Below are 15,785 nucleotides of genomic sequence, written 5' to 3' on the forward strand. Positions count from 1 at the left end.
GAGCGCGCCGGTGGTGCCGACGCGGGCGGGCGGCGACAGGTCGACGGGCTCGTCGTAGCCGGGGGCGCCGCGGGTCTCGGCATCCTCGCCGTCGTCGATCGCCGGCTCCGGCAGGCGCCGGGTCTGGGCCATCGGGGCGGCGGCGGCCGGCGCAGGCGCCGCGGCCGGGGCGGAGGGCTGGGTCGCGCCGAGCTGCATCGGCGCACCGGGGCGGCCGGGGCTCTGCTCGGGGTCGAAGGCGTCGCCGCGCTTCTGCGGGCGGGCGGCGCCCGGATTGCCGCCGTTGACGGCGCCGGCCGGCTCGCGGCTCGGCGCGGGCGCGGCCTTGCCGCCGCCTTTCTCGTTGAGGCGGAACTCGACGTCCTCCTGGAACTTCCGAAGCTGCTCCTTGAGCTGCCGGTTCTCGTATTGCAGCGTCTCGATCTGCCCGGCCATCATCCGGGACTGGTTCTCGATCCGGTTGAGGCGCACGACGAATTCGGAGGCGTCCTGCGCCGCGGCCGGGGCGGCGAGGCTGAGGACGGCGCAGGAGGCGAGAAGCAGGCGGCGGAGCATGGTGGCACCGGTCGTGACAGGGAGCGCGCAAGGTCGGCGCGAGGCCGGTAGCAGATGCGCTCCAGCACGGCAAAGTTAAGGCGATGCCGGCTCGGGGCCCCTCGAGCCGCACGGCGAGGGCGGGCCTAGGGGGCCGGCCGCATGCGGCGGCGCCGCGGAGGTTGCCGCCACGACCGGCCTAGTGTGAGATGCCCGCCGCGAAGTCCCGAACGGCCGGATGCGAAGCCCCCATGCCGCAGGAACGGATCATCGTGGAAGCGACGGCGTCCGCACCGGTCGATGTCGTCCGGGACGCCTACACGATGCCGGATCGGATCACGCAGTGGAATTTCGCGTCCGACGATTGGCATTGTCCGACGGCGACCGTCGACCTTCGGGAAGGCGGCACGTTCACGGCGCGCATGGCGGCGAAGGACGGCAGCATGGGCTTCGATGTCGCGGGCACCGACACCAGGATCGTCCCGAACGAACGGATCGAATACGCCTTCGGCGACCGTCATGCGGTGGTCGAGTTCACCGCGTTGGGCGACCGGACCGGCGTGACGGTCGCGTTCGATCCCGAGACCGATGTCCCCATCGCGCAGCAGCGCAGCGGCTGGGCCGCCATCCTCGGCAACCTCTGCCGACACGTGGCGAGAGGGCGAGCCGCGCCGGACGCGTCGGCCGGACGCGTCGCGGCGGGTGCCGTCCCCCGCTCGCCCCTGCCCCGATACGCCCGCCCGAGGAGGCCGCGTTGTGGTGGAGGCAGGATGGCGGGGTCGTCGGGCGACGAAGGTCGCGCCTGCGGTCAGCTTCCGGCGCCGCGGTCGAGCACCGTCACGGCGCGGCGGTTCTGCGACCAGCACGAGATGTCGTTGCAGACCGCGACCGGGCGTTCCTTGCCGTAGGAGACGGTGCGCATCCGCCCGGCGGCGATGCCGCGCGAGGCGAGGTAGTCGTTCACCGCCTGGGCGCGGCGGGCACCCAGCGAGAAGTTGTACTCGCGGGTGCCGCGCTCGTCGGCATGGCCCTCGATGAGGAAGCTGTAGCGCGGGTAGCGCTGCAGCCAGGCCGCCTGCTTGTCGAGGGTGCCGGTCGCGGTGGGCGTCAGGTCGGTCGAGTCGGATTCGAAGAACACCCGGTCGCCGACGTTGACGACGAAGTCCTGCGCGCTGCCGGGGGTGGAGGCGCCGCCGCCGAAGGCGGAGGCGTCGGCGAGGTCCTTGTCGCTGCTGCAGGCCGAGACGGCGAGGCCGGCGCAGAGGGCGAAGCTCAGGGAGGCGGCGCGGAAGGTGGCGGCGCGGAAGCGCGCGGATCGGGGCATGTCTGTCACTCCACGAGCGGACGGTGTGCGCCGGCCCGGTCCCGGGTCGCGGCAGGTCGGCGCGTTGATGTCCGCGCGATCAAACGAGATTGGGCTTTAAGCCTGTCGGGTTAAGCGAAGGTTCCATCAAGCTTGACGCCGGGTTTCCAACGGAGCCGGCCCGCCGCCGATGTGTCGTGGCGCACGCAGGACTCGCGGCGCTAGGACCGACGTCGCGGGCCCCGTCAGGCACCCGCATTGCGGCGGCCGCGCGGCCCGGCCTCGCGCAAGCGTCGATTCGACCGGAGCGTTGCGGCGGCGCAACAACGGCGCGTCGCGGGCGAGCCCGCGTGGGCATGCGGGGCCGGGGGCGGCGCGCGTTAGGGAAGCGTTAACGCTCGCGGCCTCCACTGGGGCGAAACCTGCCGACCGGATCCACCCCGATGCATCCCGCCCAGAGCGTGCTCATTGTCGAGGACAGCTACCTGCTCCTCGAGATCGTCGCGTCGCTGTGCGAGACGCAGGGCATCCGCGTCATCGAGGCGTCGAGCGGCGAGGCCGCGCTGACGATCCTGCGCGAGCGCGGCCGCACGATCGACTGGCTGTTCACCGACATCCGCCTGCCCGGCCTGATCGACGGCTGGAGCGTGGCCGAGGCCTTCCGCGCGATGCATCCCGACCGGCCGGTGGTCTACACCTCGACCGCCCCCGGCCTGCCGCCGCGCGCCGTCCGCGGCGGCCTCTACCTGCGCAAGCCGTTCCAGATCCGCGACATCGAGCAGGTGGTGCGGATGATGGCGCAGGGCGTCACCGACGAGCCGCTCCGCGCCGCGATGTGATCGTCGCCCGGTCGCGCCGGGGCGTCACGCGACCCGCCCCGGCTCACGCGGCCGCGGAGCGGAACATCGCGACGATCTCCGGCGCGCCGATCCAGGCCTCGACCCGCGCGCAGGCGAGGTCGCTCGGCTCCGCGGCGTCGTACAGGGCGAAGCTCGCCGCCAGGAAGCCGGGCAGGTCGTACAGGACCGGGAAGGCGTCGCCGCGGGGCTTGGTCTTGAACAGGTACGAGCCGGTGAGCCCGTAGATCTCGGCGATCGGCGGATAGACCGGCCAGACCACGTCGCGGGCGAGCTCGTCGCCGAGGTAGTCCTCGATCTCCACCGGCTCCGGCGCGAAGCCGCTCTCGACCAGCAGGCGCCGGGCGATGTCGGCGACGACGAAGACCTTCGGGTGGTTGATCACGTGCATGAAGGCGCCGCGCCGGCTCCAGCGGCTCATCTCGCGCTCGAGCCCGAAGGCGACCGTGGCCCCGCCGCCGATCAGCTCGCGGACCGCCGGCTCCCACTGGTCGAGATAGCCGAGCCGCCGGAACACGTCCTCGCGGAACAGCCGCCCGGCCTGGGTCGCGGTGAGGCCGAGGCGGTGGGCGCACAGGGCGATCGCCGAATGGTACTGCCCGAGCGGCGAGCGCGCGAGCTTCAGCGCCGCGAGGTCCTCGACCCGGCCGGCATAGACCATGTCCGGATGGAAGGCCGAGAACACGATCGTCGGAAACAGCTTGGTGCGCGGGTCGCGCCGGCGCAGGACCGCGATGTCGCCGCCGGGGAGCAGCCCGGCCGGGAACAGCTGCGAGAACACGTGGTCGGAGGCGGCGAGCGTCGACACCAGCCCGTCGATGTCGCCGAGGTCGCGCCCGAGCGTCCCCATCGGCAGGAAGCGCACCGGGCTGTTGGGCGCCAGCAGCCGCATCGCCTGGGCCACGCCGCGCGCCTGGCAGTTGCCGAGCACCGCGATGCGCGGGCCGCGCCGACCCGCATCGGCAGCGGGCTTGGCGCGCCACGGTGTCGCCCAGGATGGCGGCGACAACGAGAACGCGCCGCGGGCGCGCCTAGGCAGATCGGACAGGGCCACGTTACGCGCCGGGTGCATCGGGTGGGGCGAAGAAGCTCGGGGCGCGTCGCCGAGGCGGTTGCGCCGGAGGTCGGAGGAAGGGTCTACAAGATGACGTCCAACCCCTATAGCGGTCTACCGGCCGAGCGTTTCTGGCGCAAGGTCGTGACCAACGTCGCCCCCTTCGCCGTCGATCCGCGGCCGCGCGCGCCCTTCGCGATCGGCCAGGCCGACAAGGTCGCCACCGGCGGATCGTGCTTCGCCCAGCGCGTCGCCGAGGCGCTTCGGGCGGAAGGCTTCAACTACTACGTGACGGAAGCCGCCCCGGAGGGCACCGCGCCGGCGGAGGCCGACGCACGCCAGTTCGGCACCTTCTCGGCCCGGTACGGCAACCTCTATTACACGCGCCAGTTCGTGCAGCTGTTCGACCGGGCCTACGGCCGGTTCGAGCCCGAGCTGAAGGCGTGGCTGCGCGAGGACGGCCGCTACGTCGACCCGTTCCGCCCCACCGTCGAGCCCGCCGGCTTCGCGGACGAGGCCGCGGTGGTCGCCGCGCGCGACGCGCATCTGGCCGAGGTGCGCCGCCTGTTCGAGACCCTCGACGTGTTCGTGCTGACGCTGGGCCTGACCGAGGGCTGGCGCTGGCGCGCCGACGGCGCCGCCCTGCCGCTCGCGCCCGGCGTCGCCGGCGGCAGCTACGATCCGGCGCTCTACGAATGCGTCAACGCCGGCGCGGCCGAGGTGCTCGCCGACCTGCAGGGCTTCCTCGAGCGGCTCTGGAGCGTGAACCCGACCGCCCGCATCATCCTCACGGTCTCGCCGGTGCCGATGATCGCCACCTACATGGACCGGCACGTGATGGAGTCGAACAGCTACTCGAAGTCGGTGCTGCGGGTGGCGGCCGGCGAGGCCTGCGCCTCCGGCGACCCGCGGGCGGTGTACTTCCCGGCCTACGACATCGTCACCAGCAACGTGAATGCCGGCCGCTACTACAACGACGACCTGCGCACCATCAACGACGCCGGCGTGCGCCACGTGATGCGCTCGTTCCTCGCCACCTTCGCCGCCGACCGCACCGCCCCGGCCCCGGTGCAGGCCGCCCACGACTTCGCCGCCGAATACGAGGGCACGGCGGGCGTGATCTGCGACGAGGAGCAGATCGAGCGCAGCGTGGCGTGAGGGGACGACGCGACCCGTCCCTTCCCTCCCCCGCAGAGGGGGGAGGGAAGCGCGCGTCGCGGATAGCCCCTACTGCAGGTGCTTCGTGTAGACCTCGCCCGCCGCCGCCTTGATCGCCGCGCCGCAGTCGCGCCCGATCCGCTCGGCGTCGGCGACCGGGCCCGAGCGCGAGGCGGCCCAGTGGCGGCTGCCGTCGGGGAGGAAGAGCAGGCCGTCGAGGCTGAGCGTGTCGCCCTCGATCCGCGCCAGCGCCGCGATCGGCGTGCGGCAGGAGCCGTCGAGCTCGGCCAGGAGCGCGCGCTCGGCGCCGATCGCCGTGGTGGTGCGGGCGCAGGCGAGCGGCGCCAGCAGCGCGTGGATCTCGGCATCGCCCGCGCGGGCCTCGATGCCGAGCGCCCCCTGCGCGACCGCCGGCAGCATCTCCTCGACCGAGAGCACCGAGCGGGCCATGCCCTCCAGCCCGAGGCGCTCGAGGCCGGCGAGCGCCAGCAGCGTCGCGTCGCACTCGCCGGCCTCGAGCTTGCGCATCCGGGTGTTGGCGTTGCCGCGGAGCGGCACGATGCGCAGGTCGGGGCGCCGCATCAGCACCTGCGCCGCGCGCCGGAGCGACGAGGTGCCGACCCGCGCGCCCGCGGGCAATTCCGAGAGCCCGGCGGCCCGCGGCGACAGGAAGGCGTCGCGCGGGTCGTCGCGGGCGAGGATGCAGGCGATGACCAGCCCCTCGGGCAGCCAGGTCTCGACGTCCTTCATCGAGTGGACCGCCACGTCGACCTCGTCGGAAAACAGCGCCTGCTCCAGCTCCTTGGTGAACAGCCCCTTGCCGCCGATCTCGGAGAGCGGCCGGTCGAGGATCTTGTCGGCCACCGTGGTGACGACGACGAGCTCGGTCTCCAGGCCCGGGTTGGCCGCCACGATCCGGTCGCGGACCATGCCGGTCTGGGCCAGCGCCATCGGGCTGCCGCGGGTGCCGATGCGGAGGGGACGCTGGATCATGTGCTTCTTGTCTCGCCCGAGCTTTGCGCGAGCATCGTCGGCGGCGGCGGGCGACGCAAGCGCTCGATCCGCTCCGACCCCGTCATTCCGGGGCTGCGAAGCAGAGCCCGGGATCCAGAGCCGCCGACAATGCCCATGACTTTCGCGTCGGCGTGTCCGGACTCCGGGCTCGCCTGCGGCGCCCCGGAATGACGGTGGAAGGGGCCGTCGGCGTCGCGCGCGTCCTCAGAACGCCTTCAGCACCCGTTCCGTGTGCTCCACGGCCGGCGGGCTCGCGAAGCAGGGGGAGACCAGGGCGCGGTAATCCTGCCACGGCTGCGAGCCGGTGAAGTCCCGGGTGTGGGCCTCGAGCGTGTCCCACTCGATCAGCAGGCGGTAGCGCTGCGGATGCTCGACCGAGCGCCGCACGTCGAAGCTGCGGCAGCCGGCGGCGACCCGGAAGATCTCCGCGGCCTCGGCGATGCCGGCCTCGAACGCCGCCTCCATCCCGGGCTTGATCTCGACCTGTGCGATTTCGAGGATCATCGGTGTCGTGTCCTTTGCGGCCGGAGGCCTACTGGAGCGGGCGGCCGAGCTTGCGCGCCAGGATCCGCTGCGGGCTCTTGTCCGGGTCGGCCTGGGCGGAGACCGGCAGGTAGGCGGTCTGCTCCAGCATGTAGCGGCCGCCCATGGCGCCGTGCATCACGAGGTCGGAGAAGGTGACCCAGGTCTGGCCCGGCAGGAACTCCACGTCGGCCTGGGGCGCGCCGGCCTGGTAGTCGGCGTCCTGCTTGAGCGCGTCGTGCAGGTGCAGCATCAGGTGGTCGTATTCCGAGCGCCGCGCCTTGGTGATGCGCAGGGCGGCGAGCAGCCGCGCCGAGAGGGCCGAGTAGCCCGGGAGCTTCGGCAGGAACTTGTCGGCCATCGAGCCGAAATCCTCGCCCACCCGCCACAGGCGCGGCTGGCCGCTCGGGTTGATGTTGCGGAACACCCGCAGGATGCGCTTCTCGCCGATCGGGTTGGAGGGGAAGGCGTCGACGTGCAGCCGAGTGTCGTCGCGGCGCCAGCTCATCTTGCGCCGGTCGACGTCGAAGGGCCGGTACGACGTGCCGGCGAGGCTGATCCCGCTCGCGTATTCCGGCAGGTGGCGCGCGATCAGGTCCTTGGAGAACGCCCGGTAGCGCACCAGCAGCTGGCGCAGCGCCTCCTGCTCCTCCGGCGTGCCGGCGGCGCCCCGGAGGGTCGCGGCCTCGCCCCGGATGTTGACGTTCTTGGCCTTGCCGTCGGCGAAGGGGCGCTCGGTGAAGCGCCGCTCGAAGTCGCTGAACGGGAAGTCGAGATCGGGGAACATCAGCACCGCGCCGCCTTCCAGGGCCGCGGCGAGCGAGCCGTTCGAGGCGGGCCCCGAGGCGGGAACGGTGAGGATCGGGCTGATCATGCGGGTCGCGTGTCCTGTCGCGGGGCCGGCGTCGCGGGTCCGCGGGTTTAGCCGAGGCTCGGGGCGAGGGCCAGCGCGGCGGTTTTACCGGTGGATGACGGCGCCGGCATCCTGTCATCCCGGGATGCCGCAGCCGCGACGCCTTGCGCAACCGATGCGAAGGCGGCACGTTCTCCCCCTGTTCCGGGCGGTCTCGCCCGCACAAGGATCATTCGCCGATGGCGACGTTGAAGGAATTCGAGGAGTCGCTGCGCGAGCACGGCATGAACATGGCGCTCGCCCTGCTGGAGCGCCTGCGCGAGCGCGACCGCGCGATCCGCACCGTGAAGCCCGCCCGGCGCCTGACCGGCCAGAAGATGACGCCGGAGCTGGCCCACGCCATCCTCGACCTGCACGCCTCCACCGGCATGACGCAGCAGGAGATCGCCTTCAAGGTCGGCGTGAACCAGGGCCGGGTCAACGAGGTGATCAAGCGCGGCAAGTGGCTCGACGGCGATCCGCACGCCCCCGAGGCCGTGGCCCGCGACAAGGCCCTGGCCCGCCTGCGCGGCGAGCCGACGGCGCGCAAGGCCCCCGCGGCGAAGCGCGCCGCGGGAAAGAGCACCCCGGCCAAGGCAAAGATCGTCCCGGCGCCCCGGCGCAACCAGGGGCAATTGGCCTTCGGCGATCTCTGAGGCGCCGGGCGCAGGCATCGGATTCGTCCGAGAGCCTGCAACCGGCTTCAGGACGATGACTTAATCCGTCAGGTCCGGGCTGAGGTCCTTCGGCCGCACGAACCGCTCCAGGCGGCCGTCGCCGTCGATCGCGCCCCAGCTATCCGCATCGAATTCGATCACCGCCAGCGCCGCCGTGGGGAAGCCCTGCGCGAGGCGGCTTCGCGCCGCGCGCGGGCCGGCGCCGACCAGCCGGTCGGCCAGCGCCTCCATGCCGGGATTGTGGCCGACCAGGATCAGCGTCTCGGCGGAATCGGGGGCGGCGCGGACCGCCTCGAGCAGCGATGCCGGCGGCGCCTCGTAGATCGTCTCGACGATCTGCGCGGGAACCGCGCCGAGCGAGGCGGCCACCGCCTCCCAGGTTTCCCGCGTGCGCTTTGCGGGCGAGACCAGGGCGAGGTCGGGCTGCAGGCCCTCGCTCGCGAGGTAGGCGCCCATCCGCGGCGCGGCCTCGCGCCCCCGGGCGTCGAGGGGCCGGTCGATGTCGGGGACGCCCGCCGGCCGGTCCGACTTGGCGTGGCGCAGGAGCAGCAGGCGGCGCATCAGGCGAACCCGACGATCGGATGCGGGGTGTAGAGCGACTCCAGCGCCGCGATCTCGTCGTCCGTGAGCACGAGGTCGAGGGCCGCGACCGCATCGGTCAGGTGGCCGGGCTTCGCGGCGCCGATGATCGGCGCGGCGACCTCGGGCTTGGCCGCGACCCAGGCCAGGGCCACCTGCGCGCGCGGCACGCCGCGGGCCTCGGCGATCTCGGCGACCTTGGCGATGATCGCCCAGTCGGCGTCGGCCGCCGCGTCGTAGAGGCCCTTGCCGACGGCGTCGCTGTCCTGGCGCGCGCTGGTGGCGTCGGCGTCGCGGGTCAGCCGCCCGCGGGCGAGCGGGCTCCACGGCAGCACGGCGATCCCCTGGTCGCGGCAGAGCGGCAGCATCTCGCGCTCCTCCTCGCGATGCAGCAGGTTGACGTGGTTCTGCATGGTCGCGAACCGGGTCCAGCCGTGGAGATCGGCGGTGTAGAGCGCCTTCGAGAACTGCCACGCATACATCGACGAGGCGCCGAGATACCGCGCCTTGCCGGCCTTCACCACGTCGTGCAGCGCCTCCAGCGTCACCTCGATCGGGGTCTCGTAGTCCCAGCGGTGGATCTGGAACAGGTCGACGTGGTCCATGCCGAGCCGCTTCAGGCTGGCGTCGATCGCCGCGAAGATCGCCTTTCGCGACAGCCCGCCGGCATTGGGCCGGTCCGTCAGCGGGTAGAAGCACTTGGTCGCGACGACGAGGCTGTCGCGGTCGCCGTAATCGCGCAGCGCCCGGCCGACGATCTCCTCGCTGGTGCCGTCGGAATAGTAGTTGGCCGTGTCGAAGAAGTTGATGCCGAGGTCGAGCGCCTGGTGGATCAGCGGGCGGCTCTCGTCCTCCGGCAGCGTCCAGGGATGGGGGCCGCGCTCGGGGATGCCGTAGGTCATGCAGCCGAGGCAGAGGGCGGACACGTCGAGGCCGGTGCGGCCGAGTTTCTTCATCTTCATGCGGCGGCTCTTGGTTCTCTCGATCTGACGGCCGCGTTTTGGCCAAGGTAGCAGGCGGCGTTCCGCTGCCCCCAATTCATCGCCTCATCCTGAGGTGCCCGCGCGAGCGGGCCTCGAAGGAGCCCTCCCGAGGTCGCGCGGTCCCTGGAACCCTCCTTCGAGGCCTCCGCTTCGCTGCCGGCACCTCAGGATGAGGGGGTGGAGGGGAAGAGCGGAAGGCTCAGCCCCCCCGCCCCTCGCGCCGCATCATGAAGGCCAGCTTCTCGAACAGGCTCACGTCCTGCTCGTTCTTGAGCAGCGCGCCGTGCAGCGGCGGGATCAGCTTGCGGGCGTTGGTCTCGCGCAGGGTCTCGGGGTCGACGTCCTCCGAGACCAGGAGCTTGAGCCAGTCGAGCAGCTCGGAGGTCGAGGGCTTCTTCTTGAGGCCCGGCACCTCGCGGGTCTCGAGGAACACCCGCAACGCCTCCTCGACGAGGCAGTGCTTGATGCCGGGATAGTGCACCTCGACGATTCGCCCCAGCGTCTGCGCGTCCGGGAACTTGATGTAGTGGAAGAAGCACCGGCGCAGGAACGCGTCCGGCAGCTCCTTCTCGTTGTTCGAGGTGATGATCACCACCGGGCGGCGAGCCGCCTTCACCGTCTCGCCGGTCTCGTAGACGAAGAACTCCATGCGATCGAGCTCGGTCAGCAGGTCGTTCGGGAACTCGATATCGGCCTTGTCGATCTCGTCGATCAGCAGCACCGGGCGCGCGTCGGCCGTGAAGGCCTCCCACAGCTTGCCGCGGCGGATGTAGTGGGAAATCTCCGAGACGCGGGGATCGCCGAGCTGCGAGTCGCGCAGCCGCGAGACGGCGTCGTACTCGTACAGGCCCTGCTGCGCCTTGGTGGTCGACTTGACGTTCCAGGTGAGCAGGTCGGCGCCGAGCCCCTTGGCGATCTCCTCGGCCAGCACCGTCTTGCCGGTGCCGGGCTCGCCCTTCACCAGCAGCGGCCGCTCCAGCACGATGGCGGCGTTGACGGCCGCTGTGAGGTCGGGCGTCGCGACGTAGGACTCGGTTCCGGTGAAGCGCATCGGGCTGTTTCGTCCTGGCGGGCCGGCACGGCCGACCCGTCCGACATAGGGCGCAAAGCCGGTCGCGGGCAACGCCCCAGGGACGCGGCCCGCTCATCCCGAGGCCCGTGGGTCGGGACCCATGAGGTCCGGCGGGCCGCCGCCCCGCCGTCGCGGGGAGCCGGACCGCGACGCGATCGACCGCGTCGCGGTCCGGTCTTCGCCCGGCCTAGCGGTCGGCCTTGGCGCCTGCGGTGGTCAACTCGATGTAGCGCAGGGTCGTCGGGCGCACGAGCTCGCGCACCTTGGCGGCCATGCCCTCCTCCTCCTTCAGCGATTGCTGGAAGGCCGCGGCATGGCCCTGCTGGCCCGCCGCCTCGCCGATCGCCAGCAGCGAGGTGTAGGCGGCGATCTCGAAGTTCTCGAAGGCGTGGTTGGCGTAGGCGTTCTTCAGGATCTCGTCCTGGGCCGGGGCATGCCCCAGCGCCATCATGTTGCCGACGAAGCCGAGAAAGCCCTCCTTGAGCGCCGAGGGGCTCTCGGAGAGGCCGTGCAGCGCCTCCTCCAGGCGGGTGCGCTGGCCATGGGTCTCGTCGATGTGGCGGCGGAGCGCCGCCTCCATCTCGGGATAGTTCTGCAGCCGTTCGACCTGACGCTCCATGATCTGGAGCGCCTGCATCTCCAGGGCATGCGTGTTCTTCAGCGCCGTGACGTAGATGTCGCGCGTGTCGAGGGCCATGTTCGGATCTCCTAATCGGCGGCCGGAGCCCGGCCGCGCCTATGGGAGAGACCCGGCGCCCGCCGGCCAAGTTTCCCGGGAGTCGCGCACGCGCTCAATGTGACGCAGCGCGGCGGATCTCCCGCGTGCGTCTCGCGCGTGGACGGCGCACCCAAGCCTCCCCCGCACCCAAGCCGGGCTCGCCCGCCTCGGGCACACGGGGTGCGGATCTCGGGCGGGCCCGAGATCCGTCGGGGGGAGGGAAAAGCCGGTGCTCCTCAGGCGAGCAGGGTGTCGGACGGCTCGCTGTCGGAGGGGCGGTCGTCCTCGGAGCTTTCCGGGGCGGTCTCGATCACCGGCTCGACCGCGGCGGCGACCGGCTCCGAGCGGATCGTCACGGTGTCGCCCTCGATGGAGAAGCGGACGTTCATGGCGGCGGCGCGGGCGACGAGGCCGGCATAGTAGGGCAGGATGCCGTGGGCATCGACGACGCCGTTCTCGGGCGTGCCGGCGATCAGCGCCTCGACATGGGGCGGGATGCGGGCATGCGAGCCCTTGGCGACCAGCACCAGGGTCGGCGCCTCGCCGTCGCCGGTCACCGTCACGTCGAGCAGGCCGCCGCGCGGGATCGCGCCGGTGGCGATCATCACGAGGTTGAGGAGCAGCTTGACCTTGTTCTTCGGGTAGAGCGCCACCGGCGCGCTCCAGCTGAGCTGGGTCTTCTCGTCGGAGAACATGCCGCGCGAGACCTTCTCCGCGTCGGCGAGATCGATCGAGGCGCCGGCCGAGCCCGCCGCGCCGAAGGCGATCCGGGCGAATTGCAGGCGGGCGGAGGCGTGGCGCGCGCTCTTGCGGATCAGGTCGAGGGCGAACTCGCGCATCGACTCGTCCTGGTCGTCCTCCAGCACCTCGAGCCCGTTCACGATCGCGCCCACGGGGCTGATCACGTCGTGGCAGACGCGGGAGCACAGCAGCGCGGAGAGGTCGAGGGCGTCGAGGGTCACGGCATTCATGGCACGCTCCGGGCGTTTTCTTCGGACTTGGTCTTCGGACTTGGTCGTCCGGCTTGGCGACGCGGAACTCGGCCGCGGGCTTGGCGACGCGGAACTCGGCCGCGGGGCGGCCCTGCCCGAACGGATAGACGCCACATCCGCCTTTGCAAAGGGTTACGGGGGAGGCGCGACGCGGCAAGCCGATCGCCGGCCGGCCCTCGGACCGGAGCGGCAGGCGCCCGGCTCGGTCCGCCGCCCCGCGCGCCCCCTCAGGTCCGGTAGAACAGCACCCGCCCGTCCGCCCGCATCTGAAGCAGGGCGTCGAACTCGCGCACGTTGCGGGTCAGCACGGCGAACCCGTGCTTCATCGCCTGCACGAACAGCACGCAGTCGTGGAGGGCCTTCATCCGCTCGTCGCGGCCGTAGCCCTGAACCCGCGCGAGCATGCCCGCATACACGGCGGCCTGGGCGAGGATGTCGGCATCCGGCACGAACAGGCGATGCGCCGGCATGGCATCGATCGCCGCTTCGATCGCCGCGACGGCGCCCTCGGTCCGGGCGACGCCCGGATCCAGCACGCCGACCGTATGCATCAGCTCCTGGACGGCGACGGTGCTGTGGTTCACCAGCCGGATCGCGAGCAGATCCGCGACGATCGCGGGCGCCCTGCCCTGCATCTGGTCGATGTAGACGCAGGTATCGAGGAGAAGGCCGTTCCCGGCCGATGCCTCCGTCCCGAGAAACGGAAGACGGTCGTCGGGTCGGCGTCCCAGGGTCCTGACCGGAGCCTGCCTCCGAACCCGCTCGGCGGACCGGAAGTCGAACGCCACGCGCTAGAATCCGAGGTCCAGCCCGGGATCGACCGTGCCTCTCAACGCTCGAAACACGTCGGCGAAATCGTCTTCGATCGCCAGGTTGGCCAGGGCGAACTCCACCAGCTCGGTGTCCGACCGGATGCCGGTGCGGGCTTTCGCGCGCTCGATCAGTTCCGGCGACACGCGCCCGGAAATCCGCCCGCCTTTCTTCGCGATCAGGCCGCTCTCCTGCGCCCGCGCCAGCACGGCCTGAACCTTCGCCTTGGACGAGGCCGCCGCCACGATCGCCATAGGATCGGGCGACACGCGGTGCAATCGGGCGCCCGATCCGCTCGGTCCTCCGCGTGGAGGCTCGTCGCGAAGGCGGTCTGCGCCCGTCCCATGCGCCCGGCTCGGCGAGCACGCCCGCAGACCCGGCAAACCTCTGGAGGCGTGCGACGCGCACGATCGGCACCGGGATGCCGGCGCGCCTATTCCAGCCGCACCACGACGCTGTCGCTCGCGCCGGTCGCGTCGAGGACCGAGATGCGGGCGAAGCCGGCGCCGTCCGGGACCCATTCGGACTGGCGGCGGGGGGAATCGGCCACCGGGCGGCCGCCGACCATCCAGGTCAGCGGCGGCACGCCGCCCAGCGCCTTCAGGGCGAGGCGCGCCTGCTGCGCCGCCTCGCCCGGGTGATCCTGAAGCCCGAGATCGATCCGGGCGCCGTCGGGCGGGTAGGCGATCTTCAGGGGCGCGGTGTCGGCGGCGGCCAGCGTCTTGGGGGCGTCGCGGCGGATGTGGCGGAGTGGCGGCGGCAGGCCGGCCGACGTGGTGACCAGCGCGTCGCGCGGCTGCGCCACCGGCTCCGGCTCGCCGCCGAACCGCGCGAACGCGTCGAACAGGATCGGCGCGGCGACCGCGCGCCCGACGAGGCCCGGCACCGCGGCGCCGTCCGGCCGCCCGACCCAGACCGCGATCGTCACCCGCCGGTCGAACCCGGCGGCCCACGCGTCGCGATAGCCGAACGAGGTGCCGGTCTTGTAGGCGATGCGGCCGGGCAGCGCGTTCTCGGGGGGCGGTGCGCCGCGCAGGATGTCGGCGACGTACCAGGCCGCCACCGGCTCGGCGACGCGGCGCGCGGAGTCGGGCGGCGCCGGCCGGTCGGCGCGGCGGATCAGGTCGGGCATCGCGCCGCCGCGGGCGAGGCCGGCATAGAGCCGGGCGAGGTCGGTCAGCGTGATCCCGAGGCCGCCCAGCGCCACGGGTAGGCCCGGCGCGGCGTCGCGCGGCAGCAGGATCGCGGCGCCGGCGGCCCTGAGGCGGGCGATGAAGCGGGCCGGGCCGACCGCCTCCATCAACGCGACGGCGGGCACGTTGAGCGAGAGCTGCAGGGCGCGGCGGGCGGTGACGGTGCCTTGATACGTGAGGTCGAAGTTCTTGGGCGCGTAGGCGGCCGCGTACCGGGCCGGGCGGTCGTCGAGCAGCGTCTCGGGATGGGCAAGCCCGCTCTCGAAGGCCTGCGCGTAGATGAAGGGCTTGAGCGCCGAGCCCGGCGAGCGCACCGCCAGCGTCATGTCGATGGCGCCGCGGCGCGCGGCGTCGCGGTAGCCGGCGCTGCCGACCTGGGCGAGCACCGCGCCGGTGCGGTTGTCGATCGCCAGGATCGCCGCCGACAGGCCGGGCCCCGCGGCCTGCGCGCGCTCCGTCGCCAGCTGCTCGAGGCTCGCCTGGAGCCGGCCGTCGAGGGTCAGGCGCAGCACGCTCGCCGACGGGTCGACGGCGACGGCCGCCTCCGCCGCGTGCGCCGCCGCCATCGGGAACGGCCGTCGCAGGTCCGGCACCGGCTCGGCCTTGGCGGCGGCGGCCTCGCTGCGCGTGATCGCGCCGCGGGCGGCGACGATGTCGAGCACCCGGTCCCGCGCCCGGCGGGCGTTGGCGGGAAAGCGGTCCGGCCGGCGGGTCTCGGGCGCCTGCGGCAGGGCGACGAGGAGGGCGGCTTCGGCGAACGAGAGCCGGGCTGGCTCGCGGCCGAAATAGGCGAGCGCCGCCGCCCGCACGCCCTCGACCGGGCCGCCATAGGGCGCGAGCGCGAGGTAGAGGTCGAGCACGCCGGCCTTGCCGAAGCGCCGCTCGAGCGCGACCGCGCGGACCATCTGCCGCAGCTTTGCGGCGAGCGAGCGTTCGGCGCGCGGCTCGACCAGGCGGGCGACCTGCATCGACAGGGTCGAGCCGCCGGAGACGATCCGTCCGTGCGCCAGCCATTGCCACGCGGCGCGCAGCGTCGCCGCCGGGTCGATGCCGGGATGGTCGGCGAAGCGCCGGTCCTCGTAGGCCGTGAGCATCGCGAGATAGCGCGGGTCGACGGACGCCGCCGTCACCGGCAGCCGCCAGCGCCCGTCCGGCGTCGCGAACGGGCGCAGCAGGGTCCCGCGGGCGTCGACCACGATGGTGGAGCGCAGGTCCGCCTGCGCCAGGTCGAGGGGCGGCAGCGCGGCGGCGAAGCGCCAGAGGGCGAGGGGGGGGATGGCGACGAGGATCGCGACGAGGGCGACAAACACGCGCCACCTCCCTCCCCCCTCTGCGGGGGAGGGTGGCCCCTGCGTGAGCAGGGGTCGGGAGAGGGGAGCGCTGTCTCCGGACGACGCGGTCCCCTCTCCCCCCCTGCTCCGCAGGGT

The 15,785-nt window shown here is 72.7% G+C and carries 18 protein-coding genes; 4 read left to right on the top strand and 14 right to left on the bottom strand.

The window, feature by feature from the left end; genetic code table 11:
* Window positions 1-555: YbgF trimerization domain-containing protein (locus tag FV227_RS23845; protein ID WP_281407537.1), on the bottom strand; the 555-nt coding region annotated here is incomplete at its 3' end.
* Between the two features lie 188 nt (window positions 556-743).
* Here FV227_RS23845 and FV227_RS30485 point away from each other — a divergent pair.
* A complete protein-coding gene (locus FV227_RS30485; RefSeq protein WP_313899229.1) occupies window positions 744-1,442 on the top strand; it encodes an SRPBCC domain-containing protein in 699 nt (232 codons plus the stop codon).
* Here the strand turns inward: FV227_RS30485 and pal are convergent.
* Window positions 1,343-1,858 carry a peptidoglycan-associated lipoprotein Pal gene (gene pal, locus FV227_RS23855; RefSeq protein ID WP_147729567.1) on the bottom strand — a complete coding sequence of 172 codons (516 nt, stop codon included), beginning with the start codon at window positions 1,856-1,858 and terminating at the stop codon, window positions 1,343-1,345. The two genes, FV227_RS30485 and pal, sit on opposite strands and share 100 nt — an antisense overlap.
* A 422-nt stretch (window positions 1,859-2,280) precedes the next feature.
* Between pal and FV227_RS23860 the strand changes: the two genes are divergently transcribed.
* Entirely contained in the window at window positions 2,281-2,676 is a 396-nt protein-coding gene (locus FV227_RS23860) for a response regulator (RefSeq protein WP_147729566.1), read from the top strand.
* A gap of 43 nt (window positions 2,677-2,719) precedes the next feature.
* On the opposite strand, the gene FV227_RS23865 is transcribed toward FV227_RS23860, so the two are convergent.
* Window positions 2,720-3,748 (bottom strand): WcbI family polysaccharide biosynthesis putative acetyltransferase, encoded by a 1,029-nt coding sequence (locus tag FV227_RS23865; RefSeq protein WP_244030581.1) that lies wholly within the window; start codon window positions 3,746-3,748, stop codon window positions 2,720-2,722.
* 90 nt (window positions 3,749-3,838) lie between these two features.
* On the opposite strand from FV227_RS23865, the gene FV227_RS23870 reads away from it, so the two are divergent.
* On the top strand, window positions 3,839-4,906 hold the full coding sequence (locus FV227_RS23870) for a GSCFA domain-containing protein (RefSeq protein ID WP_147860066.1): 1,068 nt from the start codon (window positions 3,839-3,841) through the stop codon (window positions 4,904-4,906).
* Between the two features lie 69 nt (window positions 4,907-4,975).
* Here the strand turns inward: FV227_RS23870 and hemC are convergent, their stop codons facing one another.
* The 3 genes from hemC to FV227_RS23885 all read right to left on the bottom strand — a co-directional run bounded on the left by hemC (window position 4,976) and on the right by FV227_RS23885 (window position 7,316).
* On the bottom strand, window positions 4,976-5,899 hold the full coding sequence (hemC, locus tag FV227_RS23875) for a hydroxymethylbilane synthase (RefSeq protein WP_147729055.1): 924 nt from the start codon (window positions 5,897-5,899) through the stop codon (window positions 4,976-4,978).
* A gap of 225 nt (window positions 5,900-6,124) precedes the next feature.
* Window positions 6,125-6,424 (bottom strand): antibiotic biosynthesis monooxygenase family protein, encoded by a 300-nt coding sequence (locus FV227_RS23880; RefSeq protein WP_147729054.1) that lies wholly within the window; start codon window positions 6,422-6,424, stop codon window positions 6,125-6,127.
* A 28-nt stretch (window positions 6,425-6,452) separates the two neighbouring features.
* Entirely contained in the window at window positions 6,453-7,316 is an 864-nt protein-coding gene (locus FV227_RS23885) for a Kdo hydroxylase family protein (RefSeq protein WP_147729053.1), read from the bottom strand.
* Window positions 7,317-7,534: 218 nt separating this feature from the next.
* On the opposite strand from FV227_RS23885, the gene FV227_RS23890 reads away from it, so the two are divergent.
* Window positions 7,535-7,990: an RNA polymerase subunit sigma-70 gene (locus FV227_RS23890; protein ID WP_147729052.1), complete on the top strand. Its 456-nt coding sequence runs from the start codon at window positions 7,535-7,537 to the stop codon at window positions 7,988-7,990.
* Between the two features lie 60 nt (window positions 7,991-8,050).
* On the opposite strand, the gene FV227_RS23895 is transcribed toward FV227_RS23890, so the two are convergent.
* From FV227_RS23895 to pbpC, 8 genes are all read right to left on the bottom strand, one after another.
* A complete protein-coding gene (locus tag FV227_RS23895; protein ID WP_147860067.1) occupies window positions 8,051-8,572 on the bottom strand; it encodes a histidine phosphatase family protein in 522 nt (173 codons plus the stop codon).
* Window positions 8,572-9,552 (bottom strand): aldo/keto reductase, encoded by a 981-nt coding sequence (locus FV227_RS23900; RefSeq protein ID WP_147728841.1) that lies wholly within the window; start codon window positions 9,550-9,552, stop codon window positions 8,572-8,574. Before FV227_RS23900 ends, FV227_RS23895 begins: the two co-directional genes overlap by 1 nt.
* 220 nt (window positions 9,553-9,772) lie before the next feature.
* On the bottom strand, window positions 9,773-10,624 hold the full coding sequence (locus FV227_RS23905; RefSeq protein WP_147728840.1) for a MoxR family ATPase: 852 nt from the start codon (window positions 10,622-10,624) through the stop codon (window positions 9,773-9,775).
* A 208-nt stretch (window positions 10,625-10,832) separates the two neighbouring features.
* Window positions 10,833-11,342, bottom strand: a complete 510-nt coding sequence (locus tag FV227_RS23910; RefSeq protein WP_147860068.1) for a ferritin-like domain-containing protein — start codon at window positions 11,340-11,342, stop codon at window positions 10,833-10,835.
* Window positions 11,343-11,599: 257 nt separating this feature from the next.
* A complete protein-coding gene (locus FV227_RS23915; protein ID WP_147728838.1) occupies window positions 11,600-12,334 on the bottom strand; it encodes a histidine phosphotransferase family protein in 735 nt (244 codons plus the stop codon).
* A gap of 248 nt (window positions 12,335-12,582) precedes the next feature.
* A complete protein-coding gene (locus tag FV227_RS23920; RefSeq protein ID WP_147729834.1) occupies window positions 12,583-13,143 on the bottom strand; it encodes a type II toxin-antitoxin system VapC family toxin in 561 nt (186 codons plus the stop codon).
* Between the two features lie 3 nt (window positions 13,144-13,146).
* A complete protein-coding gene (locus FV227_RS23925; RefSeq protein WP_243933694.1) occupies window positions 13,147-13,419 on the bottom strand; it encodes a hypothetical protein in 273 nt (90 codons plus the stop codon).
* A 179-nt stretch (window positions 13,420-13,598) separates the two neighbouring features.
* A complete protein-coding gene (gene pbpC, locus FV227_RS23930) occupies window positions 13,599-15,668 on the bottom strand; it encodes a penicillin-binding protein 1C (protein WP_147863007.1) in 2,070 nt (689 codons plus the stop codon).
* Window positions 15,669-15,785 lie beyond the last annotated feature (117 nt).

Source organism: Methylobacterium sp. WL119, assembly GCF_008039875.1.
GTDB lineage: Bacteria > Pseudomonadota > Alphaproteobacteria > Rhizobiales > Beijerinckiaceae > Methylobacterium.